25 protein-coding genes are annotated in these 26,718 nt (G+C 70.6%); 13 read left to right on the forward strand and 12 right to left on the reverse strand.

The window, feature by feature from the left end:
• Positions 1-28: 28 nt before the first annotated feature.
• Genes KPL78_RS09395 through phnA form a run of 3 tightly spaced genes read right to left on the reverse strand, consistent with a single transcriptional unit; the run spans position 29 to position 4,098 of the window.
• Positions 29-1,561 carry an ABC transporter substrate-binding protein gene (locus tag KPL78_RS09395; protein WP_219762683.1) on the reverse strand — a complete coding sequence of 511 codons (1,533 nt, stop codon included), beginning with the start codon at positions 1,559-1,561 and terminating at the stop codon, positions 29-31.
• Positions 1,562-1,582: 21 nt separating this feature from the next.
• On the reverse strand, positions 1,583-2,848 hold the full coding sequence (locus KPL78_RS09400; protein WP_219762684.1) for an alkaline phosphatase family protein: 1,266 nt from the start codon (positions 2,846-2,848) through the stop codon (positions 1,583-1,585).
• On the reverse strand, positions 2,845-4,098 hold the full coding sequence (gene phnA, locus KPL78_RS09405; RefSeq protein ID WP_219762685.1) for a phosphonoacetate hydrolase: 1,254 nt from the start codon (positions 4,096-4,098) through the stop codon (positions 2,845-2,847). Before phnA ends, KPL78_RS09400 begins: the two co-directional genes overlap by 4 nt.
• Positions 4,099-4,232: 134 nt before the next feature.
• On the opposite strand from phnA, the gene KPL78_RS09410 reads away from it, so the two are divergent.
• The 6 genes from KPL78_RS09410 (at position 4,233) to KPL78_RS09435 (ending at position 10,405) form a co-directional block, all read left to right on the forward strand.
• On the forward strand, positions 4,233-5,177 hold the full coding sequence (locus tag KPL78_RS09410) for a LysR substrate-binding domain-containing protein (protein ID WP_219762686.1): 945 nt from the start codon (positions 4,233-4,235) through the stop codon (positions 5,175-5,177).
• A 238-nt stretch (positions 5,178-5,415) separates the two neighbouring features.
• On the forward strand, positions 5,416-6,603 hold the full coding sequence (locus KPL78_RS09415; RefSeq protein WP_219762687.1) for a class I SAM-dependent rRNA methyltransferase: 1,188 nt from the start codon (positions 5,416-5,418) through the stop codon (positions 6,601-6,603).
• The gene (locus KPL78_RS09420; protein WP_219762688.1) at positions 6,600-7,031 is read left to right on the forward strand and encodes a DUF3293 domain-containing protein; all 432 of its coding nucleotides are present in this window, start codon (positions 6,600-6,602) and stop codon (positions 7,029-7,031) included. Before KPL78_RS09415 ends, KPL78_RS09420 begins: the two co-directional genes overlap by 4 nt.
• Positions 7,028-8,188 carry an MFS transporter gene (locus KPL78_RS09425; RefSeq protein WP_219762689.1) on the forward strand — a complete coding sequence of 387 codons (1,161 nt, stop codon included), beginning with the start codon at positions 7,028-7,030 and terminating at the stop codon, positions 8,186-8,188. Before KPL78_RS09420 ends, KPL78_RS09425 begins: the two co-directional genes overlap by 4 nt.
• A gap of 381 nt (positions 8,189-8,569) precedes the next feature.
• On the forward strand, positions 8,570-9,382 hold the full coding sequence (locus tag KPL78_RS09430; protein WP_219762690.1) for an alpha/beta fold hydrolase: 813 nt from the start codon (positions 8,570-8,572) through the stop codon (positions 9,380-9,382).
• 60 nt (positions 9,383-9,442) lie between these two features.
• Entirely contained in the window at positions 9,443-10,405 is a 963-nt protein-coding gene (locus KPL78_RS09435) for a Bug family tripartite tricarboxylate transporter substrate binding protein (protein ID WP_219762691.1), read from the forward strand.
• Between the two features lie 194 nt (positions 10,406-10,599).
• Here KPL78_RS09435 and KPL78_RS09440 read toward each other — a convergent pair whose 3' ends face one another.
• From KPL78_RS09440 to KPL78_RS09450, 3 genes are read right to left on the reverse strand one after another with little or no spacing between them, the layout of a single operon-like run.
• The gene (locus KPL78_RS09440) at positions 10,600-11,346 is read right to left on the reverse strand and encodes an SIR2 family NAD-dependent protein deacylase (protein ID WP_219762692.1); all 747 of its coding nucleotides are present in this window, start codon (positions 11,344-11,346) and stop codon (positions 10,600-10,602) included.
• A complete protein-coding gene (locus KPL78_RS09445) occupies positions 11,343-12,158 on the reverse strand; it encodes a methyltransferase domain-containing protein (RefSeq protein ID WP_219762693.1) in 816 nt (271 codons plus the stop codon). The genes KPL78_RS09440 and KPL78_RS09445 overlap by 4 nt, the downstream gene beginning before the upstream one ends.
• Positions 12,158-13,228: a patatin-like phospholipase family protein gene (locus KPL78_RS09450; protein ID WP_369412709.1), complete on the reverse strand. Its 1,071-nt coding sequence runs from the start codon at positions 13,226-13,228 to the stop codon at positions 12,158-12,160. The genes KPL78_RS09445 and KPL78_RS09450 overlap by 1 nt, the downstream gene beginning before the upstream one ends.
• A gap of 259 nt (positions 13,229-13,487) precedes the next feature.
• Here KPL78_RS09450 and KPL78_RS09455 point away from each other — a divergent pair, with 259 nt between their 5' ends.
• On the forward strand, positions 13,488-15,167 hold the full coding sequence (locus KPL78_RS09455) for a methyl-accepting chemotaxis protein (protein ID WP_219762694.1): 1,680 nt from the start codon (positions 13,488-13,490) through the stop codon (positions 15,165-15,167).
• 497 nt (positions 15,168-15,664) lie between these two features.
• Here KPL78_RS09455 and yihA read toward each other — a convergent pair whose 3' ends face one another.
• From yihA to rpmH, 5 genes are all read right to left on the reverse strand, one after another.
• Entirely contained in the window at positions 15,665-16,321 is a 657-nt protein-coding gene (gene yihA, locus KPL78_RS09460) for a ribosome biogenesis GTP-binding protein YihA/YsxC (protein WP_219762695.1), read from the reverse strand.
• Positions 16,322-16,423: 102 nt separating this feature from the next.
• Entirely contained in the window at positions 16,424-18,205 is a 1,782-nt protein-coding gene (yidC, locus tag KPL78_RS09465) for a membrane protein insertase YidC (protein ID WP_219762696.1), read from the reverse strand.
• A gap of 11 nt (positions 18,206-18,216) precedes the next feature.
• Entirely contained in the window at positions 18,217-18,444 is a 228-nt protein-coding gene (gene yidD / locus KPL78_RS09470; protein WP_219762697.1) for a membrane protein insertion efficiency factor YidD, read from the reverse strand.
• Entirely contained in the window at positions 18,441-18,815 is a 375-nt protein-coding gene (gene rnpA, locus KPL78_RS09475) for a ribonuclease P protein component (RefSeq protein WP_219762698.1), read from the reverse strand. Before rnpA ends, yidD begins: the two co-directional genes overlap by 4 nt.
• Before the next feature lie 25 nt (positions 18,816-18,840).
• Complete coding sequence (rpmH, locus tag KPL78_RS09480) at positions 18,841-18,975, reverse strand: 50S ribosomal protein L34 (RefSeq protein WP_219762699.1); 135 nt, start codon at positions 18,973-18,975, stop codon at positions 18,841-18,843.
• A 149-nt stretch (positions 18,976-19,124) separates the two neighbouring features.
• Between rpmH and KPL78_RS09485 the strand changes: the two genes are divergently transcribed.
• Together KPL78_RS09485 and KPL78_RS09490 are read left to right on the forward strand one after the other, a co-directional pair.
• Complete coding sequence (locus KPL78_RS09485) at positions 19,125-19,835, forward strand: TVP38/TMEM64 family protein (RefSeq protein WP_219762700.1); 711 nt, start codon at positions 19,125-19,127, stop codon at positions 19,833-19,835.
• Positions 19,828-21,255, forward strand: a complete 1,428-nt coding sequence (locus tag KPL78_RS09490; RefSeq protein ID WP_219762701.1) for a dihydrolipoyl dehydrogenase family protein — start codon at positions 19,828-19,830, stop codon at positions 21,253-21,255. Before KPL78_RS09485 ends, KPL78_RS09490 begins: the two co-directional genes overlap by 8 nt.
• Before the next feature lie 140 nt (positions 21,256-21,395).
• On the opposite strand, the gene KPL78_RS09495 is transcribed toward KPL78_RS09490, so the two are convergent.
• On the reverse strand, positions 21,396-21,791 hold the full coding sequence (locus KPL78_RS09495; RefSeq protein ID WP_219762702.1) for a hypothetical protein: 396 nt from the start codon (positions 21,789-21,791) through the stop codon (positions 21,396-21,398).
• An 81-nt stretch (positions 21,792-21,872) separates the two neighbouring features.
• Here KPL78_RS09495 and KPL78_RS09500 point away from each other — a divergent pair, with 81 nt between their 5' ends.
• The 4 genes from KPL78_RS09500 (at position 21,873) to KPL78_RS09515 (ending at position 26,635) form a co-directional block, all read left to right on the forward strand.
• Positions 21,873-23,051, forward strand: coding sequence for an enolase C-terminal domain-like protein (locus KPL78_RS09500; protein WP_219762703.1), 1,179 nt, complete (start codon positions 21,873-21,875; stop codon positions 23,049-23,051).
• A gap of 271 nt (positions 23,052-23,322) precedes the next feature.
• The gene (locus KPL78_RS09505; RefSeq protein WP_219762704.1) at positions 23,323-23,970 is read left to right on the forward strand and encodes a class I SAM-dependent methyltransferase; all 648 of its coding nucleotides are present in this window, start codon (positions 23,323-23,325) and stop codon (positions 23,968-23,970) included.
• Positions 23,967-24,815, forward strand: coding sequence for a MipA/OmpV family protein (locus tag KPL78_RS09510; protein ID WP_219762705.1), 849 nt, complete (start codon positions 23,967-23,969; stop codon positions 24,813-24,815). The genes KPL78_RS09505 and KPL78_RS09510 overlap by 4 nt, the downstream gene beginning before the upstream one ends.
• A gap of 194 nt (positions 24,816-25,009) precedes the next feature.
• Complete coding sequence (locus tag KPL78_RS09515) at positions 25,010-26,635, forward strand: TIGR04028 family ABC transporter substrate-binding protein (protein WP_255568823.1); 1,626 nt, start codon at positions 25,010-25,012, stop codon at positions 26,633-26,635.
• Positions 26,636-26,718: the final 83 nt, after the last annotated feature.

Raw genomic sequence — 26,718 nt, forward strand, 5'->3', positions numbered from 1 at the left:
GCTGCTGCCGCGGAGGCCGCACCGTCCATCAGGCGCGCGCCCGCAGCCGCGTGCCGGCCAGCCCGCCGCTCGCCCAGTGGCAGGACCAGGTGAAGCCCGGCTCCCAGCCCTCGACCTCGGCGCGGTTCACGATCAGCGACTGCTCGTGGCCGAGCACCACGAAGTAGTACTTCTCCATCACGCGCCGGAAGGCGGCCAGGTAGCCGGCCTTGCGGCGCGCCTCGTCGGGCTCGGCGACGGCGCGGTTGATCAGCGCGTCGAGCTCGGGATCCTGGATGCCGCCCCACAGCACCGGGTTCGGCCCGTCGCTCATCAACCGCACATAGCGCAGGAAGATGTCGGCGCGCGGGCCGCTCTCGAACAGCGCGAGGTCCCAGTCGTACTGGCCCAGGCGGCGCTGCGCGCCCACATCGTCCAGCGCCACGTGGTTCACCTCGAAGCCAAGGCGCTTGATCATCTGGATGATGACCTGCGGATAGGCGCTCTGCCAGGAGATGACCTCGAGCCGGCGCGCGGCCGGGTTCACCCCCGCCTCGCGCAGCAGCGCGCGGGCGCGGTCGAGGTCCGGGCGGGCATGGGCGTCGGCGTCATGCGTCGCCTGGTCGAAATAGACATGCCCCGGAATGACCATCTGGTTGGTGACGATGGCGTCCTGCCCGGCGACGAAATTCATCACCGCGCGCTTGTCGATGGCGTAGGCGATGGCCTGGCGCACGCGGATGTCGTCGAAGGGTGCGCGCGGGCTGCGGTTGTTGAAGGAGGTGAAGTACCAGGTCGTGTCCTTGATCGGCCGCACGCTCAGCGACGGGTCGCGCAGCAGCGGGCGCAGCTTGTCGCGGGTGACGGAGGCGACGTGCAGGTCGCCGGCGCGCAGCGCCAGCGCGTGGTCGGCCTCGTCGCGCAGGTCGAACTCGACCGCGGCGAGATAGGGGCGCTCGGCCTGCCAGTAGCCCGCGAAAGCCGGGGCGCGGAAGCGGACCTTGGGCTGCCACTCGCCGAAGGTGAAGGGACCGGTGCCGATCGGCAGGGTGATGGTGTCGTCCCAGCCCGGCGATTTCGGCGACAGGATCCACATCTCGGACAGCAGGCTGGGCAGCGGCGCATAGGGTTCGCGCAGGCGGATCACCACGGTGCGGGCATCGGTCGCCTCGAAGCCCTCGGCCTGGCGCATGGCGCTGGTCAGCCAGCCGCCGCGGATCTTCGTCTTCACGCGTTCGAGGTTGGCGACCACATCGGCCGCCGTCATCGGGTCATCGTTGTGGAAGCGCACGCCCTCGCGCAGGCGCAGCGTGTAGGTGCGGCCGTCGGCGGAGATGTCGATCGCCTCGGCGAGGAAGGGTTCCACCGCGCCATTCGCCGCGATGCTGGTCAGCCCCTCGACATAGGCCTGCTGCACGCCGATCGCGCCGGTGTGGCGGTGCGGGTCGGAGGTATCGAGGCCGAGGGTGGCGTATTTCAGCACGCCGCTGCGCGGCACATCCGCGGCGCGTGCGGCGGCAAGGCCGAAGGGCAGGCCGAGGGCACCGCCGAGCGTGGCACGGCGCGAGAGGGGACGGTTCATGTCATGGGCTCCTGGCAGGTGTCACGGGTGGTGCAGCGCACGGCCGTCGCAGCCCGCCGCCGCCAGCCCCAGATGGGCGAGGATGGTGGGGGCGAGGTCGACGACCGCGCTCGGAAGACCGGAGACGGCACCCGGCGCGAAGCCCGGGCCCTCGATGAGCAGGAACGGCATCTGCTCCTGGATGCCGAGCCCGCCATGCTGGCCGCAGCCGAGGCGGTCGGGCTTGCCCTGCGCGGGCTTCGCCGCGGCGGCGCGGCCGGGAATGCCGTAGGCGTTGGGCGCACTGTCCGCCCGCATCGACACGGCGCAGAGCAGCCCGCCCACAGGTGCCTGGCCGATGCTGGCGAGGTCCGCGCCGGCGACGACCCGCCCGGCCCAGGGCTGGGCCGCGAGGAAGCGCAGCACCGCGCCGGCATCCTCGCGGCCCTCGGCGAGGTAGATCAGCGCCGCGGTGCCGTTGGACACGGCGAGCAGGCTGTCATCGGTCGCATCGCGCTTCAGCCCGGCGCCGATGAGGGCAGCGTCGATGTCCACTACCTCGCTCACCGTCTGGTGGCCGTGGTCGGAGCAGGCGATGAGCAGGATGTCCTCGCCCGCGGCGCGGCGGGCCGCGACGGCACGGCGGACCATGCCGAAGCAGGCGTCGGCGCCGAGGACGGCGGCCATCGCCGGGGGTGAGCCGAGCGGGTGCTCGTGCTGCGCGTGGTCGGGCTCGCCGAGCCACAGCACGCCGAGAGCGGCCTCGCCAGCCAGCGCCTGGTCCAGAAAGCGGGCGGTCAGCCGCGTGTCGCCATCCGTGTCGAGGGTGATGTCGGTGACAGCCTCGGCGCCGTCGAGCCGGCGCAGGCCGGGCGCGAAGGAACAGGCGCGGTGGAAGACCCAACCATGGCCGTCCGGGTCATGCGCCCGCGCGGCCCCGGGCGAGACGTTGCTGAACACCATCGCCACCCGCCCCGCCTCGGACAGGCGCTGCGCGAGGGTGGGCATGCGCAGCGTGCGGCCGGCAACGGCGCGCCAATGGTCCATGAAGTCTGGGCGGCCGACATCATGGCCGACCAGGCGGCCATCCTCGATCAACGCGACGGCATTGCCCTGCAGCCCGTGCTTCGCCGGGAAGCAGCCCGTGGCGAAGCTGGCCGAGACCACGCGCGTCGCGGAGGGGAAGACCGAGCGATGCGCGGGGAAGCCCGTCGCGGCCGCGACGAAGGCGTGCAGCTCCGGCGTGGTCTCCGGGCCCAGCAGGTCGCGCCGGAGCCCGTCCAGCACGACGACGACGGCCCGCCTCACGATCGCACCCCGTTCAGCGCGGCGTCGAAGATGTCGAAGTTGCGGAGTGCCGGGTGCGCCCGCAGCCATTCGGGCGAGAGCGGTTCGGAGAGCAGGAAGGGCACCGTCTGCTCGGCGGTACCGCCATGCGAGCGCAGCCGCTCGCCGGCGAGCTGCGACAGGTCGTGCTCCGCCGCGCGCGCGCCGAGCGCCACGCCGGGGGCGGCTATGACCGTCACATCGCCTTCCATCTCGGGTGCGAGGCCGAAGCGTTCGCAGGCCTCCGCGCCGGACAGGGCGAGGGCGATGCCTTCGACGCCGACCAGCCGAGCCAGGATCGCGGCCACCGAAGGACGGTTCGCGCCGGGCAGGATGTGCACGCGGACAAAGCCGCCCAGGGCGCCATGGTGGCGCACGAAGGGGTCGGTGATCGGGCAGATCACGCGGGTGGCGTCGGCGCCGAAGGCCGCGTCCAGCATGTCGCCCACGAAGACCACGTTCGGGCTGCCGTCCGGTTTCGACATGTCGTGCATGCCGTGGTCGGCCGTCGCCGCGACGAGGCAGCCGAGATCGAGCAGCGCGGCGATGCGCGCGTCCAGCGCGCGCATGAAGGCGCGGGCCTCGTCCCGGTCCGGCGCCCAGCGATGCTGCACATAGTCCGACAGCGACAGGTAGAGCAGCCGTGCCCGCCCCTCGCGCAGCAGCGCGATGCCGGCATCCAGCACAAACAGCGAGAGATCCGCGGAATACTGGTCCGGCTGCGGGCGGCCGACCTTCGCTTCCACGTCGCCGATGCCGTGGGTCGCCTCCGCGGCGTCCCGCGCATTCTGCGCGGAAAGGGCAATGCCGCAGGGGCCGATCGGCAGGCCCTTGGCCAGCGCCTTGCGGAGCTTGTCCTTGGCGGTGACCATCGCGACCGGCACCCCGGCCCCGGCCATGGCCGCGAGGATGGTCGGCGCGCGCAGCTCCTCGTCGCCGGTCACCATCACCGTCTCGCCGGTGCGGCGGTCGAGGTAGAAATTGCCGGAGACGCCGTGCGCGGCCGGCAGTGTGCCCGTCACCAGGGAGACGTTGTTCGGGTTGGTGAAGCTCGGCATGGCCGAGAGCGCCTGACCGGCGAAGCCCTTGTCGCGCAGGCGGGCGAAGGCGGGCAGCTCGCCGCGGGCATGGCCCTCCACCAAATAGTCCGGATCGCAGCCATCCAGGCACAGCACCGCCACCGGACGCCGGGGCAGCGCGTAGCGCCGGTCGTTGACCAGGACCTCTTGCATCGGAACCTCTCGCTTCTCGGCGCCGGCTATAGGGCCTAGGTTTGCGGAGGCGTGAGCGACTTCGCCGCCGCCTTTCGAGGCGCCGATTTCCGAGCGTCACACGATCGCAACCGTAGCTGCATGAAGGCGTCACGATGGTCCGCGGGCCGCGCGAGAGACTCCCGCCCCTGCGCATGCTCGTGGCCTTCGAGGCGCTGGCGCGGCTCGGCAACCGCGCCGCCGCGGCGGCGGAGCTGAACGTCACGCTCGGCGCCATCGGCAAGCAGCTCCGCGCGCTGGAGCAGTGGCTCGGCACGCCGCTCTTCGGAGAGGATGCGCGCGACCCGCCGATGACGGCGGCCGGCCGGCGTCTCGCACAGGCCGTGACCGCCGGGATGGAGACCATCCAGATCGGCATCGCGGAAATAGCGGTCCCCGGCGCGCCGATGGAACTGCTGCTGCTCGCGCCGACCAGCCTGGCCATGCGCTGGCTGATGCCCCTCTTGCCGCGGCTGGAGCAGGCATTGCCCGGGCTGAGGATGCGCATCCAGGCCACGCATACCGGCGAGGACTGGGTGGTGCTGCCGCACGATGCCGCCATCCGGCGGGACGGATTCCTACCGCCGGGATACCGCTCGGAACCCCTGTTCCGCGAGAACCTGGCGGCGTTCGCGGCACCGGATCTGCTCGACCGATGCGCCCCGGGCGCCCTGCCCGACGGCCTGCCGCTGCTCGAGAGCAATACGCGGCTGGGCGAGTTGGACCGGTGGCTGGCGGCGGCGGGGGTGACGAAGCTCGGCCTGCCGCGGCAGGCCTTCGGGCATTTCTACATCACCTATGAGGCGGCGCTGGCCGGCCATGGCCTGGTGGTCGCGCCGCTGTTGGTGGCGGCCGCGGATGTGGCGGCCGGGCGTCTCGCTATCGTGCGGCCGGACATCGTCGTGCGGGGCGCCCAGGTGTCGCTGATCTCGCGCGAGCATGACCCTTCGGCAGCGAGCCTGAGGGATGTCGCTGCGCGGCTGCGCGAAGAGGCCGCCCGAGCTGCCGGCCCGGACGGCGTCGGAAGCGCGCAGGGCGCCGCTGCCAGAAATGGGGACTGACCGTCACGGCCCTTCGCGCAGAACCGACAGGAGCGCCACACTGTCGCCCTCCCCCCCCGGGGGGCCTCTCGGCCGCTGAATGTGAAGCGAAGCGAGGCATTCCCAGCATGTTGCGGCCCGACCGGCCGCGCCGCCATGGGGACGGCCCATCCAGGCATGCGGTTGTCACGACCGATCGCCGGCTGGTCCAGGAGGCCGGCAGGCTTGCCCCTGCCGGCGGGAAGGACTAGGCGGCGGCATGTCCGCTGACCGTTTCATCCTCCGCCTGCTGCCTGGCCGCGATCGCCGCGTGAAGGGCGGCCATCCCTGGGCCTTCTCCAACGAGATCGCCATGACGCCCGCCGCCAAGGCGCTGCCGCCGGGTAGCATCGTGCGGCTGGAAGGCGATGACGGCGTGAAGCACGGTGCCTGGCACTTCAATCCGCATTCGCTGATCGCGGCGCGGCGGCTCGACGCCGATCCCGCCGCACCCTGCGATGCGAGCTGGTTCCGCGCGCGGCTCGCCCAGGCGCTGTCGATCCGTGACCGGATGTTCGACGCGCCGCATTACCGCCTGGTCCATGCCGAGGCCGATGGCCTGCCGGGCCTGGTGGTGGACCGCTATGGCGACGTGCTGGCCGTGCAGGCGAACACCGCCGGGATGGATGTGGCAACGCCGCTGGTCGTCGAGGCGCTGACTGCTTTGGTCGCGCCGCGCGGCATCGTCGCACGCAACGACAGCGGCGTGCGCGGCCTGGAAGGGCTGCCGGAGGAAACGCGGCTGCTCGCCGGCGACGCTGCCGGCGCCGAGGTGGAGGAGAATGGGCTGCGCTTCCCGGTCGATCTTCTCGGCGGGCAGAAGACGGGGTGGTTCTTCGACCAGCGGGAGCATCGCGCACGGGTCGCTCGGCTGGCGAAGGGCGCGACGGTGCTCGACGCCTTCTGCCACACCGGCGGCTTCGGCATCGGCTGTGCGGCGGCCGGGGCGACGCAGGTGACGCTGCTCGACCGCAGCGAGCACGCGCTGACTACCGCGTCGCAGGGCGCCGCGCTGAACGGCGTCGCCGATCGCGTCACCACCCAGCGTGGCGAGGCGATGGAGACGCTGGAACGCATGCTCGGCGCCGGCCAGCGCTTCGGCGTCGTCATCGCCGACCCGCCCGCCTTCGCCAAGACGCGCAAGGACCAGCCGGCGGCGCTGCGCGCCTATGCGAAGCTCGCGCGGAACGCGGCCGGGCTGGTGGAGCGCAACGGCTTCCTGTTCATCGCATCGTGCAGCCACCACGTCGCACCGGGCGAATTCGCCGATGCCGTCGCCTGGGGGGTGCACCGCGCGCGACGCGAGGCGCGCATCCTGCACATGGGCGGCGCCGGGCCGGACCATCCGCTGCATCCGATGCTGCCCGAGAGCCAGTATCTGAAGGGCATGCTGCTGCATTTGTCGTGAGCCTGCCGCATCTCCGCATCCTGCATCCCGACCCGCTGCCGATCGGACCGCGCCTGGCGCGCGGCTGGCGCATCTCGGTCTATGAGGCGGCAGGGGCGGAGGCGCGGCTCGGGCGGCGTTCGGCCCCGGTGGATGCGCTGTTGGCCGCGGCGCGCGTCCGTCAGGGCGCCTTCATCGGCGCGTGGAATCCGATGAGCCGGGCGATGCCGCGCGGCTGGAACGACCGCGCGCTGGCACGGCTGCGGCGTGTCGCGCGGATGCCTGTCCTCGAAGGCACTGGCCACGCCGCGCGGCCGCCCTGGGCCGAGGAGCACCTGTTGATGCTGGGCGATCCGCGCCGCATCGCGATGCTGGCCCGGCGGTTCCGGCAGCACGCCATCCTGCGCGTCCGCCTGCGCGCCCCGTCCCGGCTGCTGGTGCTGCGATGAGGCGCGCGGTCGGCTTCCTCGCCGCGGTCTTCCTGCTGCGCGCGGCGCTCGGTGTGCTCTTCCAGGGGCCGGGCGCTGCGGGGCCCGCCCTGGTCCCGGCCTTCGGGATGGACTGGACGCAGTTCGGCACGCTGGTCGGGCTGTTCTGGCTGCCCGGCCTCTTCCTCGCCGTCCCGATCGGCCTTGCCGGGCCGCGCCTGCACGATCGGGCGATGGTGCTGGGCGGCTGCGCGCTGCTGGTCGCCGGCGGCCTGGTGACCACGGCGGCCAGCGGTGGCGTGGCGCTGCTCTATGCCGGGCGGCTGCTGATGGGCACCGGCACCGTCCTGGTCATCGTGCTGCTGACCAAGATGATGCAGGACCGCTTCAAGGGCGCGGACCTGTTCCCCGCCATGGCGATCTACGTGCTCGGCTGGCCGCTCGGCATAGCCGCGGCGCAGGCGGTGCTGCCGGGACTGGCGGTGAGCCTCGGCTGGCAGCTGCCCTTCCTGGTCGGCGCAGTGGTGATGAGTCTAGCCTGGCTGGCGCTGGCCGTCGCATCGCGCCCGGCCCAGGGCGCCGCGCCGCCACCCTCGGGCGGAGGCCGGCTGACCGGACGCGAGATCCGCCTCATGTGCCTCGCCGGCGCCTGCTGGGCGCTGATCAACGGGACCTACATGATCCTCGTCACCTTCGCGCCGCCGCTGCTGGTCGCGCGCGGCCTGTCGGTCGCGGAGGCAGGCTTCGCGACCTCGCTGATGTCCTGGGTGAACGTACTGGCCGTGCCGGCCGGGGCGCTGCTGGCGAGGCGGCCGGGGATCGTGCTGCCGATGGTGCTGGTCTGCATCCCGGCTTCGGCGGCACTGGCCGCGGCTCTGCCGGTCGTGGGGCTGGGCTGGGCGGCGGTGCTGCTGGCGCTCCACGGGCTGCTCTACGCGCTGCCGATCACGGTGTTCTCGGCCCTGCCGGCGCTGGCGGTGCCGCCGGAACGGAGGGCGCAGGGGCTCGGCGTGTATTTCGTGTGGTTCTACGCGGGATGCACGGGGTTTCCGCCGCTGGCCGGGTGGCTGGCGGACATGTCGGGCGGTGCGACGGTTCCGGTGATCTTCGCGGCGGGGCTGCTGATCGTGGCGCTCGCTCTGTTCCTCGGCTTCCGCCGGATGGTGGGGCGCGGCTAGGGCCGTTTCCGTTCGCCGTGGCTCACGGCAACGCCTCTCGATTTCTGTTTTCATGGGCATCTTCGCCCGACCCGACGATTCCATCCGATCGGGATCCGCTCCAGCGACCCAGTCCCGACAAGCACCGGGCAAAAGCGGCCTTGTCATTCCGATCTCGCTACGGAACACTGGGCGCGGGAGAAACGGCATGAAGACACGGCTCGCGCACGCGGCCGTCCATCGGCATTCCATCCGGCACCCGGGCGGTCACGAGACGTGTGGCATCTCCGGTCAGACCGGGTGGGGACGCCTGTCATCCTCGCGGGCCGGCATCCACGGTAGCGCACGCATCCCCCGGCGATGCCGCGCGGCAGGGCTGCGGCGACCCGGGACGTCCCGGCCGTGACCGAGGTCCAGCGCGGCCTGCTGAAGACGAGGCTCGGCACCATCCACTATCGCAGCGCTGGGCGCGGCGAAGCAGTTCTGCTGTTCCACATCAACCAGCAATCCTCCGCCCTGATGCTGGAACTGATCGAGGAACTCGCGCCGGGCTTCCATGTGCTGGCGATGGACTATCCAAGCCACGGCATGTCCGACCACGTCGCCGAACAGCCCGGCATCGGCGACTATGCCGACATCGCCCTCGCGCTGATGGACGCGCATGGCATCGCCCGCGCGCATCTGATCGGCGAGGCCGTCGGCTCGCTGGTCGCCACCGATCTCGCCGGTCGTCACCCGGACCGCGTCTCGCGGGTCCTGCTGGTGAACTGCCCCTACCTGCCGGGCGTGCCGCTCAACCAGACCAAGGGCGATGTCACCGCCGAGCATCGGCCCACCGATGCGTCCGGCTTTCCGCTGACGCGCACGATCGATTTCGTGCTCGACCGCGACCCGGCGCACTCACCGATGCACCCGACCCAATCCTGGATGGACCGTATCAACCGGGCCCAGATCGAGGCCGGGCGGGACCGCTGGCAGGCGCTGGACGCGCTGCGCGCCTATGACCTCGCCGCCGGCCTCGGCCGGCTGCGCTGCCCGGTGCGGGTGCTGATGGGCGAGCATTTCTACTTCCTGCAGTACCAGGACGAGATGATGGTCCACCTTCACGGCGCGACGCTGCGGGTGGTGCCGAACGGGCGCTTCTGCGTGACCTGGGAACACGCCGCCATCGTGGCGCAGGAGGCGCGGGACTTCCTGCGGGACACCGCGCACTGATCGTCCCGCGCAAGAACAAACTGGATCCGCAACGACGGCGCCCCGGGGAGGAGATCGACCATGCTGAGACGCAACATCCTGCTGGCCGCGTCATCGCTGCCGCTTGCGCGGCCTGCCCTCGCCTGGCAGCCGGATCGGCCATTGCGCCTCGTCATTCCCTTCGTCGCGGGCGGGCCGGCCGACCTTTTCGGCCGCGTCCTTGCCGAGGCGCTCGGCGCCCGGCTCGGCAAGACCGTTGTCGCGGAGAACCGTTCCGGCGCCGGCGGCGTGCTGGGGGTCGACGCCGTCGCGAAATCAGCCCCCGACGGCTACACCCTGGCTCTCACCACCCTGGCCACCCTCGCGATCATCCCTGCCATGCCGACGCGCATGCCCTTCGACGCGATGCACGATCTCGCGCATCTGACGCTCGTGGTGCGGGTGCCGGAGGTCCTGGTCGTGAAGGGCGATGGCGACTTCCATTCGCTCGATGATCTGGTCGCAGCCGCCAGGGCACGGCCAGGCGCGCTGCAATTCGGCTCCTCCGGCGTTGGCTCGATCACCCATCTCGCCTGCGAGCTGCTGGCGGCCGAGGCGAAGCTTCAGGTGGTCCATGTGCCCTATCGCGGCATTGCGCCCGCGGTGACGGACCTTCTCGGCGGGCGCGTCCATTTCGTGGTGGCGGATGTCCCGGTTCTGATGCCGCACATCACCGCGGGCACGCTGCGGCCCCCCGCCGTCACGACCGGCAACCGCATCGCCGCGCTGCCGGATGTCCCCACCACCGCGGAACTCGGCATGCCGAGCGTGGTATCGGACAACTGGTACGGTCTCGCCGTGCCTGCCGCGACCCCGCAGCCGATCCAGGACGCGCTTCACGTTGCGGCCCTCGAAGCCCTGCGCGACGAGACTCTCGTGCGGCAGTTCACCCGCGTTGAGGCGACGCCCTCACCCATGTCGCGCGAGCAGTACATGGATTTCATACAGGCCGAGGGACGGAAATGGGCGCCCGTGGTCCGTGCCACCGGCGTCACGACCTACTGAGCCGATGCCGGCGCCGACGCGGTACCGTCGCAACAGGCGGTTCGAGGGGCTTCGGAGGTAGTGCGCTGCGGGGGATCCGACGCCCCCACGCGGGCCGTCGCCGGCCTGCCCGATGCTTGGACGCGGGTCGCACCCGCAAGGCCGCCCCTGCGGTTGGCCGCGGCAACACGAACGCTCCGAGAAGCGCCGGTCGTTCAGTTGACGCCCACCGCCCCGCCCATCACCTCGCCGATCGCCTCATGGATCACCAGGTCGGCGATGTCGTCGAGCGGCGTCTCCTGCATGTTCACGATGACGAGTTGCGCGCCATTCCGCTTGGCGATCTCGGGGAACCCCGCGGCCGGATAGACGACCAGCGAGGAGCCCAGCACGATGAAGAGATCCGCCGCCAGCGTCTCCTCCTGCGCGCGGCGCATTGGCTCCTCGGGCATGGCCTGGCCGAAGCTGATCGTCGCGGTCTTCACCAGCCCGCCGCAGGCCGCGCAGGGCGGCACCTCACCCTCGCGGTCGAAGGCAACGCGCAGGGCGCCGATCTCGTAGCGCGTGCCGCAGTCGAGGCAATGGGCGTAGGTCGAATTGCCGTGCAGTTCGATGACCTGCGCTTCCGGCACGCCGGAGGCCTGGTGCAGCCCATCGATATTCTGCGTGATGACGGACTGCGTCTTGCCCTGGCGGACCAGCAGCGCGACGGCGCGGTGGCCGCGATTGGGTTGGGCGGCGCGCATCGTGTCGTCGCCGGCGAAGCGGCGCCGCCAGGTCTCGCGCCGCGCCTCGGCCGAAGCGACGAAATCCTGGAACAGGATGGGCTGCATCTTGGTCCAGACGCCGTTGGTGCCGCGGAAATCCGGAATGCCTGATTCCGTGCTGATTCCGGCACCGGTGAAGATGGCGACGCGGCGCGCCGCCTCGATCATGCGGCGGAGCTCCGCGGCCGCGCTCACGGCAAGCGCGCCAGGATGAAGAGCCGCCGGAAGGGCAGCAGCACCACGCCATCGGCCCGCGGCGGATAGGCGGCGCGCATCGCCGCGCGATAGGCATCGAGAAAACCGTCGCGCTCCGCGCCCGTCAGCACGTCGAGGAAGGGCCTCAGGCTGGTGCCCATCGCCCATTGGACGACGGGGTCCTCGCCGCGCAGCATGTGGACATATTCGGTGACCCACAGGTCGAGCGACGCGACGTGCGGCCGCAGCAGGTCGTAGTAGTCGCCCGGCGCCAGGATGGGCGGCGCGCTGACGATGCGCGACAGCGTCCCGGCCCAGGGGCCATCGCGGGCGATGCGGTCCTGCTCGGCGCGCAGCGGGCGGTCATGCATGGACGGCATCTGCACGGCGAGCACGCCGCCCGGCGCGACCGCCGACAGCAGGCGCGGGAACAGCAGGTCGTGCCCGCCGAGCCATTGCAGCGCGGCGTTGCTGAACAGCACATCGACCTTCTCGGCGGGCGACCAGGCGGCGATGTCGGCCTGCTCGGTCGCGAAGCCCGTCGCCGCGGCCTTGGCGAGCATGGCGGCGCTGCCATCGACCCCGGTGACGGTCGCGGCCGGGAAGCGCGCCGCCAGCAGCGGCAGCGCATTGCCCGCGCCACAGCCGAGATCGACCACCCGCGCAGGCGCCGGATGCATGATCCGGCCGATCAGGTCGATGGCCGGCCGCAGGCGCTCATCCTCGAAGCGCAGATACTGCGCGGCGTCCCAGGTGCTCTGCGTCCCAGGGGTCTTGCCTGCTGCCTCCTGCCGTCCTCGATCAGACTCCATCACAGGAACCTCGTCCGGATATCGACGGAACTCTCGCGGCCGAGCTTGTCGAAATGCTCGGCGAGCCACGCCTCGGCCGCCTCGCGTCCATATTGACGCAGCATGCAGAGGAATTCCCAGTCGCCATTGAACTTCGTGCTGAGCTTGAAGCCGCGCAGGCGATCCTCATCCTCGATCAGGTGGATGAACAGGCGACGATAGCGCGGCTGTTCCAGCCGCCCGGCATCCAGCAGCCGTTGCACGAAGTCGATGGCGCGCATCTCCGCCATCAGGGATCCGTTGAAGGTGATCTCGTTCAGCCGGTTTACGATGTCAGACACCGTGGTCGGGTGCTCCTCGCGCACCTGCGGATTGAGCTGGATGAGGATGATGTCCGGCGGCCCGCCCTGGTCATAGAGCGGCCACAGAGCCGGATTGCCGAGATAGCCACCATCCCAGTACGGCTCCCCGTCGATCTCCACCGCCTTGAAGACCTGCGGCAGGCAAGCGGAGGCGAGCAGCGCCTCGACCGTGATCTCACGCCGGGTGAAGACGCGCGGCTTGCCGGTGCGCACGCTGGTCGCCGAGACGAATAGCCGAGGCGCCTTCGCCTCCATGCGCAGTCGCTCGAAGTCGATACTGTCGGTCAGCGCATCGCGCAGCGGGTTGAAGTCGATCGGGAAGGGATTGAGCTGGTAGGGCGACAACACGCGGGACAGCGTGTCGAAGGTGCGATAGGCGACCGACCAGGTCAGGTCATGGCCCCAGACCAGCTTCTCGAAGGGCGTGGCCTGCACCGGGGACATCGACAGCCGCAGTGCCATGGCGCGCCAGAACCGGTCGAGCGCCGCGATCGCGGCCTCGGGGCCGCCCTCCAGCAGGCCTTGCACGAGCATCGCGCCATTGATCGCCCCGGCCGAGGTGCCCGAAAGCCCATCGACCTCCAGCCGGTCATCCTCCAGCAGGCGTTCGAGCACGCCCCAGGTGAAGGCTCCGTGGGTGCCACCGCCCTGCAGGGCGAGGCTGATGCGCCGCTTCGCCGGCGGCTTCGCGACCGCAGGCGCCGCGGGCGTCGTCGTGGCCTCGCTCACGCTGCGATCCCGGCGTCGGGCGTGGCGGCCGGGCGGGCCGGGGGGATGCAGGCAGGGATGCGGTCCATGGTCAGAGCGCCTCCGTCAAATGGTTCCTGGGCGGGGGTCGCCCGCGGGGCGCGCATCCTGGCGAAGCGGGAAGCGGGGGGGAAGCCCCGCCTCTGCGGATCAGCCCGAACCGTGGCGCGAATCAGGCTCCGGTAAGGATTCTCGGCGACATTGTGACGCTGTCGGCCCCATCCGCCCGAGGTCCCCAGCCATGCTGTCCCGCCTGTCGATCCGCGCCAAGCTCTTCGGAGGTTTCGGCGTTGTCATCCTGCTGCTCTGCGTCGTGGGCCTGACCAGCCTATTCGCCGAGACCCAGCTCCGGCGCTCGAACGACGCGCTGTCACGGAACTGGCTGCCCTCGGTGCAGAGCCTCGGTGCCTACACATCCGCGCTGGTGCAGATCCGCCAGACCGAGACGGCGCTGCAGCTGTTCGCCGATCCGGCGGAACGGGCCTCCCGCATGCCGCGCCTCCAGCCGCTCTATCGCGCGATGCAAGCGGCGTGGGACACCTACACCCAGCTGATCAGCGACGGCGAGGAACGCCGCCTGGCGGAGGACGTCCGCACCCGCGCAGCCGCCTACATGCCCAGGCACCAGGACGCGATGCGCCTGCTTGCCGCCAATGAGAACGAGGCGGCGCTGCGCGTGCTGGTCGGCATGGCGGGCGAATACCAGGCGCTGCTCGCCGCGGTCGAAAGGCTGTCGCAGTTCAATGCGACGCAGGCCGAACTTGAGGCGCGCGGCGCCGACGTCATGGCGCAGCGGGTGCTCTGGGGCACCATCGCGGTGATGGGTGCGGCAATCGTCGTCGCCCTGCTGATCGCACTCGCCATCGGCCGCAGCATCGCCAGGCGGGTCGCGCACCTGTCCTTGGCCATGGAACAGCTCGCGGGGCGCGACTACGATTTCACCCTCACCGAGACCGCCGACCAGGACGAGATCGGCACCCTCGCGCGCGCCGTGGACACCTGCCGCGAAGGATTGAGGGAGGCCGACGCCATGGCCGCCCGCCAGCGCGAGGCGGAAGCGAAGGCCGCCGAGCGCGCGGCGCGCATCGACCGGCTGGTGGCCGATTTCGACACCGAGGCGAGCGATGCGTTGCGCACCGTCGCCGCCGCCGCGACTGAGCTCGACGCCACGGCGCAATCCATGGCCGAGACGGCCGATGGCGGCACCAGCCAGGCCGCCGCCGTCGCCGCCGCCACCGAGCAGGCGAGCACCAACATCCAGACAGTCGCCGCCTCGGCCGAGGAACTGGCAGCCTCCATCGCCGAGGTGGCGCGCCAGGTGCGCGACACCGCCGTCATCACCGGCCGCGCCGCAGATGCGGCGCGCGAGACCGACGGAACCGTCCGCGGATTGGCGGACGCCGCGAACCGCATCGGCGACGTGGTGCGGCTGATCAGCGCCATCGCCGGGCAGACCAACCTGCTCGCGTTGAACGCAACCATCGAGGCGGCGCGCGCCGGCGAGGCCGGCAAGGGCTTCGCCGTGGTGGCGTCCGAGGTGAAGCAGCTCGCCGCCCAGACCGCGCGCGCGACGGAGGAGATCGGCCAGCAGATCTCCGCGATCCAGACCGAGACGACACGCACGGTGGACGCTATCGCCGGCATCGCCCGCACCATCGAGGAACTGAACGCCAATACCGGCCAGGTCGCCGCGGCAAGCGAGGAACAGGCCGCCGCGACGCAGGAGATCGGCCGCGCGGTCGCCGAGGCCGCCGCCGGGACTCAGGATGCCTCGCGCAACGCCGCCGGGGTGAAGGATGGGGCCGAACGCACCGGGCAGGCCGCGGGGGAGGTGCGCGGGGCCTCATCGGAACTGTCGCGGCAGGCGGAGCGGCTGCGCGGGCGGGTCAGTGGATTCCTCGCCGAGGTTCGGGCGGCTTAGGCGGCGGCTGCCCTGTGGAGGCAGCGCGGGGGCGCCGGAGAGGGGCTTTGCGCCGTGCGCGCGAAGAGTGGGACTGTCGACCGGGGATGGGCTTTGCCCCTCCCCGGCCCCTCCCCACCAAAGGCCACAGGGCCTTTGGAAACCGATACTTGGCGCTAGACGCGGCGCTGCGTTCCGAGCGTCGCAAGACACGCGGTGCATGGCGCCTGGCCATATGTCTTGGCGCGGGGACGAAGGGCGGTTGCACGTCTTAACCTGGCGCCGGGCACAACTGCGGGAATGCCCGCCGAGACCCACTCTTGCGCACGAGGCGGCCCTCGAGGGCAATGCCGCCCACCGCGCCCGAGGCCAGGTGCCGGCCGGTCCAGGCCTCACTGCGGCCTGGCGGGGTGAAGCTTGGAGAGGGGCGGCGCCCCTCTCCAATCTTCGCACCGAGGGGAACTGTCCCGCTCGCCGCCCGACGCCACGGGTCAGCGGCGATGCTGCGCTCCCCGCTGCTAGACCGCGAGGGCCGCGATCTCCGCGCGGACATCCGGGATGCCCAGGCCGGTTTCGCTGCTGGTCACCAGCACCAGCGGGTGGGCGGCGGTGTGGCTGCGCGCGAGGGCCTTGGCTTCCTCGATACGCGCGGCAAGCTTCTGCGGACCGACATCGTCGGCCTTGGTCAGCACGATCTGGAACGCGACCGCGGCGGTGTTGAGCAGGTCCATCGCGGCGCGGTCGGCGGACTTCGTCTCGATACGGGCATCGAGCAGCAGCATCACGCGCATCAGGTTCGGCCGGCCGCGCAGATAGTCGAACATCACGCCCTGCCAGTCGCGCTGCATGTCCTTCGATGCCTTGGCGTAGCCGTAGCCCGGCAGGTCGACCAGCGTCAGCCGGTCGGCGAGGTTGAAGAAGTTGAGCTGCCGCGTGCGCCCGGGCGTCTGGGACACGCGTGCCAGCGCCTTCTGCCCTGTCAACGCATTGATCAGCGAGGACTTGCCGACATTCGACCGCCCGCAGAAAGCGACCTCGGGCAGTCCCGGCTCAGGCAGCTGATCGGATTTCTGGGCTGCATAGAAGAAAGTGCAGGGCCGGGCGAACAGCAGGCGCCCCGCTTCGATGAGCGCGTCGCGCTCCGCTTCGTCCCGAGCCTCGGCGAGTCCGGTCATGGGGTCCTCCGCCGGATGGGCAGCGTCCGGGGCGCTGGCGCGCTCTGGTGACAGACAGAAAAAGGAGGGGGTGCGGGGGAGTTCCCTCCCCCGCCCTGCCCTTTACTTCGCGGCCTTGACCGAAGTCTTCGCCGCCTTCGCCGCCGCCCGGTCGTGCCGCATGATGTAGTATTGCTGCGCGACCGACAGGGTGTTGTTCCACGCCCAGTAGATGATCAGTCCCGACGGCATGCTGGCCAGCATGAAGGTGAAGATGATCGGCATCCACTGGAAGATCTTCGCCTGGATCGGGTCGGGCGGCGGCGGGTTCAGCTTCTGCTGAACGAACATGGTGATACCCATGATCACCGCCCAGGCCGGCATGTGCAGCCAGTGGCTCCACTGTGCCGGGTCGAAGGGCAGCAGGCCGAACAGGTTGAACAGGTTCGTCGGGTCCGGCGCGGACAGGTCGTGGATCCAGCCGAAGAAGGGCTGGTGCCGCATTTCGATGGTGACGAACAGCGCCTTGTAGAGAGCGAAGAAGACCGGGATCTGGATCAGGATGGGCAGGCAGCCGGAGGCGGGATTCACCTTCTCGGTCCGGTACAGCGCCATCATCTCCTGCTGCGCCTTCTGGGGGTCGTCCTTGTAGCGCTCCTTGATCTCCGTCATTTTTGGCGCGAGTGCCTTCATCCGCGCCATGGAATGGTAGGCCTTGTTGGCCAGCGGGAAGAAGGCCGCCTTGATCAGCACGGTGAAGATCAGGATGGCGACGCCGAAATTGCCGGTGAGGCGGAAGATCCAGTCGAGCGCCAGGAAGAACGGCTTCACTAGGAAGTAGAACCAGCCGAAGTCGATCGCCTTGTCGAAATCGGCGATGTGCAGCCGCTCCATGTAAGAATCGAGCAGGTGCACTTCCTTGGCACCGGCGAAGACGCGCGTCGCCGTCTGCGCGGTGGCGCCGGGGGCGACGGTGACGGGCTGCGGCGCGGCCATGTCGACCTGCCAGCGGTCGCCGGCGGTGCCGCCGCCGTCGTTGGAGAAGCGGTAGGCCGCGCGCAGCGTCTCGGTCGGCGAGGCCGGCATGACGGCGGCCAGCCAGTACTTGTCCGTGAAGCCGGCCCAGCCGCCGGTCGTGTCCTGCTCCAGCGCGATGCCGGAACGGCGCTGTGCCTCGGTCTCGGCGTTCTTGTAGGTGACCTCGTGCAGGCGGCCGTCGAGGACGCCGGTGAAGCCTTCATGCAGGATGTAGAAGCCCGCGGTGGGGGGCGTGTGCTCGCGGCGGATGCGCGCCCAGGGCAGGACCGTGACGGCCTCGGTCCCGGTGTTCCGCACGCGCTGCTCGGCCGAGAACATGTACTGTTCGTCGAGCGAGAGCACGATTTCGAAGACCTGACCCTGGCCGTTGTCCCAGGACAGCGTAACCGGCGTGCCGGGCGCGAGGCGGTCGGCCGAGGCGGTCCAATCCGTCTCATTGTCCGGAACCCGGATATTCGCATTGCCCGCCGTCCAGCCCCACTGCGCGAAATAGGGGTTGGGATCGGTGCGCGGGGCGAACAGCCGCACGCGCGGTGAATCCGGGGCGAGCGTCTCGCGATAGGTGGTGAGCACCAGGTCATCGAGGCGCGCACCGCGCAGGTTGATGCTGCCAGCGACGCGGGGGTTCTCGACGGGCAGGCGGGCGGCGGCCGCGCGCGGCGCGGCCGTGGTGGCCTCGGCCGCCGCACCCGGGGCTGCGGGCGCGCTTGCGGCAGGGCCAGGCGCGGGCGTCGCCGTGGTCGTCTGCGCCGGGGTGGATGGCAGCGATGTCGGCGTCGGCGGACGGGTCGCGCGATTGTACACGTCGAAGATCAGCAGGATGCCGATCGAGAGCGCGATCGCGGCGAAGAGGCGCTTCTGGTCCATCGGGAGGATTCTCAGCCTTTCGGCGGGACCGGGTCGTAGCCACCCGGGTTCCAGGGGTTGCAGCGCAGGATGCGCTTCGCGGTCATCAGGGTGCCGCGCGCCGCGCCATGGGTGGACAGGGCCTCGAGCGCGTAGTCGCTGCAGGAGGGATAGAAGCGGCAATGACTGCCGATGACGCCGCGCAGCGTGTAGCGATAGGCGTGGACGCAGCCCTTCAGCGCGACGGCGGCGGCGGTCATGGGAGCACCCCCGCCTGCTTCAGCGCGCCGCGCAGATCGCCGATGAGCTGCCCGAAGGGGCGCGCGCCCGTGGCGTCGCGCCCGATGAGCACGAGGTCCCAGCCATCGAGGCCGAGACCCGGCAGGGTCAGCCGCGCGGCTTCCTTCAGCCGGCGCCGGGCGCGGTTGCGCACGACGGCATTGCCGACCTTCTTCGTCACGGTGAAGCCGAGGCGCACGGTGCCGGGCTCGGTCGCCAGGGCCTGGAGCACCAGGCCGGGCCGAGCGGCACGCTTGCCGCGCGATGCGGCGCGCAGGAAGTCCCGGCGCTTCTTCAGCCGGCCGGCGGGCGCGCCCGCATGGGGCGGGGCCGGGTCGGCGCTGCCCGACATGCGACGGTCCGCGCGGCGGAAAGGGTCAGGCCGAAAGGCGCTTGCGGCCCTTGGCGCGACGGTTCGCCAGCACGTTGCGGCCGCCGACGGTCGCCATGCGGGAACGGAAGCCATGCCGGCGCTTCCGGACAAGCTTCGAGGGCTGGTAGGTACGCTTCACGACAAGTCTCCTGAAACTCGATGCCGGCCCGCCGGCAACGATGCCAACAGGACGCACCGGCGGACCCCTACCCAAAAGGGGCGCCCCGGCGAGGGGCGGAGGTATAGGGAGCAGTCTTGCCGGACGTCAACCGCGGAGCCGCGTCTTTCATGAAACGAAGAGCGACACGGCGGATCCTGCGCCTCTGGCCGATCGGTGTGATCACGGCGCTGGTCGCGGCGGCCTGGGCGTCGGGGCTGGCAGGACTGCTGTCGCTCGATACGCTGGCGGCACGACAGGCAGCGCTGACGGGGCTGGTCGCGGCGCATCCGGTGCTGACCGGCGGCGCCTATGTCGCGATCTATGTCGTGACGGTCACGCTCAGCCTGCCCGGGGCGGTGGTGCTGACCCTGGCGGGCGGCCTGCTCTTCGGCGTCTGGGTCGGGACCGCCCTGACGGTGCTCGGAGCCACCATAGGGGCAGCGCTGCTGTTCCTGGCGGCGCGCTCAGCCCTCGCACCGCTGGTCATCGGCCGGGCGGCTGCCTTCGTGGACCGGCTGCGGCCGGGGCTGGAACGCGACGGCTTCTTCTACCTGCTGACCCTGCGGCTGATCCCGGTGGTGCCCTTCTGGCTGCTGAACCTGGTCCCGGCGCTGGTCGGAATGCCCTTCCGCGCGTATCTGGCGGCGACGGCGATCGGCATCGTCCCGGGCACGGCGGTCTTCGCCGGTATCGGGGCGGGCCTGGGCGGGGTGCTGGCCGCGGGCGGCCGGCCCGGTCCGGGGGATCTGCTGACGCCGGGGATCCTGCTGCCCCTGTCGGGCCTGGCAGCGTTGTCCCTGCTGGGGACCTGGTGGCGGAGAAGGAATCGCGATGCCTGATGTCGATGTGGCGGTGATCGGCGCCGGGGCGGCGGGGCTCTCGGTGGCAGCGATCGCGGCGGGACTCGGCCTCAGGGTCGCCCTGTTCGAACGCGGGCGGATGGGGGGCGACTGCCTCAACACCGGCTGCGTGCCCTCCAAGGCACTGCTGGCGGCCGCGAAGGCCGCCGAGGACGCGCGCCGAGCCCATCGCTTCGGCATCCGCCTCCCGGAGCCGGAGATCGACTGGGACGGGGTGCGCGCCCATGTCGCCGGGGCCATCGCCGCCATCGCGCCGAACGATTCCGAGGAACGCTATCGCGGCATGGGTGCGATGGTGGTGCGGGCCTCCGCCCGCTTCGCCGAGCGCGACGTGATCGAGGCCGGCGGCCGGCGATTCCATTTCCGCCGTGCCGTGGTCGCAGCCGGATCGTCCCCGGTCATCCCGCCCCTGCCCGGCCTGTCCGAGGTGCCCTTCCTGACCCATGAGACGCTGTTCGACCTGCCCGAATGCCCCGGCCATCTGCTGATCCTGGGCGGCGGACCGATCGGGCTGGAGATGGCGCAGGCCCATGCGCGGCTCGGCAGCCGGGTGACTGTGGTGGAATCGGCGGCCATCGTCGGTCGCGACGACCCGGAATGCATCCGGCCGGTGCGCGAAGCCCTCGCGGCCGACGGCGTGACGCTGCTCGAGGGCACCCGCGCCGTCGCCACCGAACCGGATGTGGACGGCGTGGCGCTGATCCTGGAGGACGGCACGCGGCTCACCGGGACGCATCTGCTGCTGGCCGTCGGGCGGCAACCACGGCTTGCCGGACTGGACCTGGAGGCGGCCGCAGTCCAGGCGTCCCCGCGCGGCGTGATCACCGACCGTTCCCTGCGTTCCGTCTCCAACCGCCGGGTCTATGCCGCGGGCGACATCGCCGATCCCGAAGGCCTCGGGCCGCGTGCCTTCACCCATGTCTGTTCCCAACACGCGGCGCTGATCGCGCGCGCCATGCTGTTCCGCCTGCCCGCGCGGCTCAGCTATGACGCCCTGCCGCGGGTGACTTACACCGACCCCTGCATCGCCCAGATCGGCCCCACCGAGGCCGATCTGCGCGCCGGCGGCCACACCGGCCTGACCGTGCTGCGTTGGCCGCTCGACGAGAATGATCGCCTTGTCGCGGAAGGCCGCGCTGGCGGGCTGGTGAAGCTGACGGTGGACCGGAAGGGGAAGCTGCTCGGCGCCTCCCTGGTCGGGCCCGGAGTCGACGAGATGGCCGGGATCTTCACCCTGATGATCGGGCGGCGGCTGCCGCTATCGGTCCTGGCCGGGGCGGTGATGCCGTATCCAACGGCGCAGGAGGCCGCGAAGCGGGCGGCTGGCGAATTCTTCACGCCGAAGCTGCTCTCCCCACCAGTGAAGCGGGTCGTAGGCTGGCTGATGCGGCTGCCTTGAGCCGGCGACCGCCCGGCGCCTGTCGAGAAGGGCCAGGCGGCCTTGGAGCATTTTCCGCACACGCTGGATCGGCACCAGCCCACCCATCCAGGATACTGCCGTTGGGGGGCCGGGCTGGTGCCGTTCGACCGGAAAATGCACTACGGGCAGCGGCTGATCTCGATCCGTGCCAGCACCCGCGCCGGCTCGTCCTTCGCGCGGTATTCATAGACGAACACCACGCCTTCCCGCAGGGCGTTGCGCATCGGCTCCGCCGAGCAGACCACGCGCTCGAGGCTCCGGCGCTGCTGATCCACCTCCACCGGGACTTCCCTCAGCAGGCGGTAGACATAGATCATGCGCCGCCCGTCGGCCCGGGCTTCCATGAGCTCGGTCGCGTCGTCGATCCGCCGGGGAAAGGGACGCATCGCCTCGACGGCATCCTGCAATTGCCGCTCGACCTCGCGACCATCGCTCGGCCAGAAGAAAAGGGCGGCCAGCCCGGCGACGCCAAGGGCACACAAGCCAGCGATCAGGATGCGACGGGGTGTCCACATGCCGCCGAGCTAGGCCGCCTCGCGTTTGCGCGCAAGCCGGGCCGCGGCTAGGAAGCCGCGTCAGGCTTGAGGACGTCCAGCATGCGCATCGCCTCCATCCGCCAGGGCGTCGTGCCCATCAGCAGCGCCATTGCCAACGCCTATATCGACTTCTCCAAGATGACCGCCTCAGTGGTCGCCATCACGATCGAGGACGGCGCCGGCCGCAGCGCCACCGGCTACGGCTTCAACTCAAACGGCCGCTATGCGCAGCCCGGGCTGCTCACCGAACGCTTCGTCCCCAGGCTGGAATCCTGCCCTGAGGGCATGCTCGCCAACGCCGATGGCAGCCTGAATGTCGCCGGCGCCTGGGCCGCCATGATGCGCAACGAGAAGCCCGGCGGGCATGGCGAACGCTCGGTCGCAGTGGGCGTGCTCGACATGGCTTTGTGGGATGCCGCGGCGAAGCTGGAGAGCAAGCCGCTATGGCGCCTGCTGGCGGACCGCTTTCGCGGCGGCGAGGCCGATGACAGCGCCTGGATCTACGCCGCCGGCGGCTACTACTACCCCGGCAAGGACATCGAAGCCCTGGTCGAGGAGATGAAGCGTTATCTCGGCCTCGGCTACACCACGGTGAAGATGAAGATCGGCGGCGCGCCCGGTACCGCCATCAAGGACGCGCTGCGCGAGGACATGACCCGCATCGAGGCGGTGCTGAAACTGCTTGGCGGCGACGGGCCTCGGCTCGCGGTCGACGTGAACGGCCGCTTCGGGCTGCATGCCGCGCTCGCCTATGCCGCGGCGCTCGAACCGCTGAAGCTGCGTTGGTACGAGGAACCGCTCGACCCGCTGGACTACGCGACGCATGCGACGCTCGCCGAGCACTACGCCCCGCCGTTGGCGACCGGCGAGAACCTGTTCTCCATGCAGGATGCGCGCAACCTGATCCGCCATGGCGGGCTGCGCCCCGATCGCGACATCCTGCAATTCGACCCGGCGCTGTCCTATGGGCTGGTGGAATACCTCCGCACGCTGGAAATGCTGCAGCTCCATGGCTGGTCGCCGCGCCGCTGCGTGCCGCATGGCGGGCACCAGTTCGCGCTGAACATCGCGGTCGGGCTCGGCCTGGGCGGCAACGAATCCTACCCGGAGGTCTTCGCGCCCTTCGGCGGCTTCGCGACCGACACGCCGGTGATCGACGGGCGCATCCGCATGCCGGATGTGCCGGGCATCGGGTTCGAGGCGAAGAACGATCTGTGGGCCGTACTGAAGGACCTGTGACGCGGGCGGCGCACCGTCCTGGGCTGGGGAACCGGGCGGGGCCCTGCCCCTCCCGGACCCTCCCCGCCAAAGGCCGAAAGGCCTTTGGAAACCTCGACTTGGCACCGTGCGCCACGGGCAGAATGGCGCCGAGACCCGCCCTTGCGCACAAAACGTGCTTGGCGGGGGCAGCAAGCCCGCCGCGCCGAGCGCCAAGTGACAGCGGTCCAGGGGCTCCAAGCCCCTGGCGGGGTGGTTTGGAGGGGCAGAGCCCCTCCAACTCCCACCGCGCATGACCCCCACCGCGCCTGATCTGCCCACCCAGGTCGCGGCGCGGTATCGCGGTCGCTTCGCGCAGGGTTTCGTACGCAGCAAGCTGCGTACCGATCCGATGCTCGGCACACTGCTCGCGGGACCGCCGCTCGGGGCGGTGCTCGATCTCGGATGCGGGCGCGGGCAGCTTGCGCTGGCCGTGCTGCTGGCGGGGGTGGCGGATAGCGTCACGGGCCTTGATGCCGATGCGCGCAAGATCGCGGCGGGGCAGGACGCGGCGGGCGATCTGGCCGCATCCTTTCGCACGGCCGATATCGCGGAGGCCGCGCTGCCGCCGGCCGATACGGTGCTGCTGATCGACGTGCTCTACCAGATGCCGCCCGGCCGGCAGGAGGCGTTGCTCGGCCGCCTCGCGCAGCATGGGGCGCGGCGCGTCGTGATCCGCGCCTTCGATCCTGACCGCGGCTGGCGCAGCACGGTCGGCCGCACGATGGAAACCGCGCGCCGGCTCGTCGGGGCCGATCTCGGCCGGCGCGGAGTCATCGCGCCTCGGCCTCTCGACGATCTGGCCGCGCCGCTGCGCGCGGCGGGATATGCGGTGTCGATCACACCACCGTCGGCTGGCACGCTGCTGCCGAATGTGCTTCTGCTTGCGCAACGCCCATGATCCGACGCCTCGCCCCCCTGCTCCTCTGCGCTGCCGCGACGCTGCCGGCGCAGGCCCAGCAATTGCCCGTCTTCGAGGTCGGCATTGCCGGCGGCGGCGGGTCCGTGCCGGCTTATCCGGCCTCCAGCCAGAACCAGTGGCGGGGCCTGCTCGTCCCCTACCTGATCTATCGTGGCGACATCTTCCGCGCCGATGATGGCGGGGTGCGCGCGCGCACCAGCCTGTCGGACGGCGTCGAGCTGTCGGTCAGCGCCTCGGGCGGGTTCCATGCCGCGTCGAGCGACATCACGGTGCGCGAGGGCATGCCCGACCTCGACTGGCTGGGGGAAATCGGGCCGAATCTCCGATTCATCCTCTGGCGCGGGGACTATGAAGCCTCGCCGGCGCGGCTGGTGGTGGATGCGCCGGTGCGGGCGGTCTTCTCGACCGACTGGTCCTCCATCTCCTTCCGCGGTTTCACCTTCGCGCCCGACATCGCCTATGAGCGGCTGCATCTCTTCTCCCGCTATGCGCGACTGCGCGTTGCGGCGGGCGTGCTGTTCGGGACGGATCGCTACACCAGCTACTTCTACGACGTGGCGCCCGAATACGCGCGGCCAGGGCGACCAGCCTACGATTCCAGCCCCGGCTATGTCGGGGCGCGGCTGACCTTCTCCTACCGCCTGCCGCTCACCGAGCGCATTTCGGTCGTCGTCGGCGGACGGGTCGAGAACTTCTCCGGCGCCACCAATGCCGGCAGCCCGCTCTATCGCAGCGAATGGAACGGTACGGTGGTGGCGGGATTCGCCGTCTCCCTGTGGCAGTCGGAAGCGCGGGTGGATGTGTCGAGCGAGCCCTTCGACTGACCGCCGCACGGGATACCACGCGGAAGGATTGTCGCTTGGGCAGCGGTTTGAGCAAAGTCATCGCAAACCGGTCGCAAAATAGGCAAACTTTGTCTAACCTATTGAATTAGACTGATAATTGGTTATTTCGCAGTTGCGAGATGACCCGGCGCATTCCTAGCCTGGGGTTTCACACGCCTGCCCCGGGAGTTTCCATGACGCTGTCCCGCCGTTCCCTTATCGCCGCTCCGGCGCTTCTGCCCGCGCTGGCATTCGACGCCCAGGCCCAGGTCGCCCCGGTGCGCGGCGGCACGCTGATCTACCTGGAGCAGCAGACCTATTCGAACCTCTACCCCCCCGCAGGCGGGCATTACCCGGCCGGCGGCGTGCTGAACCAGATCACCGACAAGCTGACCTGGCAGAACCCGCAGACCCTCGCGATCGAGCCCTGGATCGCCGAAAGCTGGACGATCAACGCCGACGCCACCGAATACGTCTTCAAGCTGCGTCCGGGCGTCACCTTCTCCGACGGTGCAAAGCTCGACGCCGAGGCCGTGGCGAAGAACTACGACACCTATGGCCGCGGCAATCGCGAGCTGCGCCATTCGGTTTCCGAGGTCATCACCAACTACGACCGCAGCGAGGTGATCGACCCGCTGACGATCCGTTTCCTGTTCAAGGCGCCCTCGCCGGGCTTTCTGCAGGGGACCTCGGTGATCGGGTCGGGTCTCGTCTCGCCCGCGACGCTCGCCCTGCCCTTCGACCAGATGGGCGATGCGACGAAGATCATCGGCTCGGGGCCCTTCGTCGTAACGCGGCAGGTGCTGGGGCGCGAGCTCGTGCTGAACGCCCGCCCGGATTATGCCTGGGGTCCGAAGACCCATCCGCATCAGGGCCGCGCGCTGCTCGATACGGTGCGCATGATCGTCAATGGGGAGGACAGCGTGCGCGTGGGCGCGGTGCTGTCCGGCCAGGCGCATGTCGCGCGGCAGATCCCGGCCTTCGACGAGGCGCGCATTCAGGGCCGCGGCTTCCAGGTCTTCGCGCCGCCGACGCGCGGGGTGAACAATTCGATCACCTTCCGCCCCGACAATCCGCTGGTCGCCGATATCCGCGTCCGCCGTGCCCTGCTGCACGGGACCAATGCGCAGGAGGTGGTGGAGACGCTGCTCTCGCCGAACTATCCGCGCGCGACCTCCGTCATCGCCGCGACGGCGCAGGGCCATGTGAACCTGTCCGACAGGCTGGCTTACGACCCGGTGCTCGCCGCGCGGCTGCTGGAGGAGGCCGGCTGGACCCACGGTCCGAACGGCGTCCGCACGAAGGAGGGGCAGGAACTCGCCCTTGCCGCCTATGAGAGCCCCAATTACGCGCGCAGCCGGGACACCATGCAGCTCATTGCCCAGCAATGGGGACGGCTCGGCGTGAAGCTGTCGGTGCTGGCCGGGGATCTCGGCTCACGTGCGGTGGACAGCCTCGATCCCGCGAAGACGCCGATCGCCCCGGCCATGGTCGGCCGTGCCGATCCGGATGTGATCCGCAGCAACTACTACCCGACCACGCGCAACATGCTGCTCCAGACCGGCGGCGTCAGCCGCAAGGTGCAGAGCTTCAGCGACCCCACGCTGAATGCGCAGCTCGACGCCATCGCATCCGAACCCGACCAGGCGAAGCGCCTGGCGCTGGTGGCGGAGGTCCAGCGCACCCTGATCGACCAGGCCTATGTGATCCCGCTCTTCGAGGAACCGCAGGTCTTCGCCGGGTCGCCCCGCCTGCGCGGCATGGATTTCGAGGCGGTGGGACGGCCGAGCTTCTACGGCGCCTGGCTCGCGCCGCGATGAGGGGTGCTTTCTCTGCCTGCCTGCGATTTGGGCGACGATCTTCCAGGATGACGAAATTTTGGAGCAAGTCCGTCTGCGCAGCC

Source organism: Roseomonas alba, from assembly GCF_019430885.1.
GTDB classification, from domain to species: Bacteria; Pseudomonadota; Alphaproteobacteria; order Acetobacterales; family Acetobacteraceae; genus Neoroseomonas; species Neoroseomonas alba.

Bases quoted from the DNA above. Each gene is read 5' to 3' on its own strand.
- yidC (WP_219762696.1), bottom strand. From the start codon at position 18,205: ATGGACCAGAAGCGCCTCTTCGCCGCGATCGCGCTCTCGATCGGCATC.
- KPL78_RS09500 (WP_219762703.1), top strand. From the start codon at position 21,873: ATGCGCATCGCCTCCATCCGCCAGGGCGTCGTGCCCATCAGCAGCGCC.
- KPL78_RS09515 (WP_255568823.1), top strand. From the start codon at position 25,010: ATGACGCTGTCCCGCCGTTCCCTTATCGCCGCTCCGGCGCTTCTGCCC.
- KPL78_RS09415 (WP_219762687.1), top strand. From the start codon at position 5,416: ATGTCCGCTGACCGTTTCATCCTCCGCCTGCTGCCTGGCCGCGATCGC.
- KPL78_RS09410 (WP_219762686.1), top strand. From the start codon at position 4,233: ATGGTCCGCGGGCCGCGCGAGAGACTCCCGCCCCTGCGCATGCTCGTG.
- KPL78_RS09505 (WP_219762704.1), top strand. From the start codon at position 23,323: ATGACCCCCACCGCGCCTGATCTGCCCACCCAGGTCGCGGCGCGGTAT.
- phnA (WP_219762685.1), bottom strand. From the start codon at position 4,098: ATGCAAGAGGTCCTGGTCAACGACCGGCGCTACGCGCTGCCCCGGCGT.
- yihA (WP_219762695.1), bottom strand. From the start codon at position 16,321: ATGACCGGACTCGCCGAGGCTCGGGACGAAGCGGAGCGCGACGCGCTC.
- yidD (WP_219762697.1), bottom strand. From the start codon at position 18,444: ATGACCGCCGCCGCCGTCGCGCTGAAGGGCTGCGTCCACGCCTATCGC.
- KPL78_RS09485 (WP_219762700.1), top strand. From the start codon at position 19,125: ATGAAACGAAGAGCGACACGGCGGATCCTGCGCCTCTGGCCGATCGGT.
- KPL78_RS09490 (WP_219762701.1), top strand. From the start codon at position 19,828: ATGCCTGATGTCGATGTGGCGGTGATCGGCGCCGGGGCGGCGGGGCTC.
- KPL78_RS09395 (WP_219762683.1), bottom strand. From the start codon at position 1,561: ATGAACCGTCCCCTCTCGCGCCGTGCCACGCTCGGCGGTGCCCTCGGC.
- KPL78_RS09445 (WP_219762693.1), bottom strand. From the start codon at position 12,158: ATGGAGTCTGATCGAGGACGGCAGGAGGCAGCAGGCAAGACCCCTGGG.
- KPL78_RS09495 (WP_219762702.1), bottom strand. From the start codon at position 21,791: ATGTGGACACCCCGTCGCATCCTGATCGCTGGCTTGTGTGCCCTTGGC.
- KPL78_RS09455 (WP_219762694.1), top strand. From the start codon at position 13,488: ATGCTGTCCCGCCTGTCGATCCGCGCCAAGCTCTTCGGAGGTTTCGGC.
- rnpA (WP_219762698.1), bottom strand. From the start codon at position 18,815: ATGTCGGGCAGCGCCGACCCGGCCCCGCCCCATGCGGGCGCGCCCGCC.
- KPL78_RS09425 (WP_219762689.1), top strand. From the start codon at position 7,028: ATGAGGCGCGCGGTCGGCTTCCTCGCCGCGGTCTTCCTGCTGCGCGCG.
- KPL78_RS09435 (WP_219762691.1), top strand. From the start codon at position 9,443: ATGCTGAGACGCAACATCCTGCTGGCCGCGTCATCGCTGCCGCTTGCG.
- KPL78_RS09510 (WP_219762705.1), top strand. From the start codon at position 23,967: ATGATCCGACGCCTCGCCCCCCTGCTCCTCTGCGCTGCCGCGACGCTG.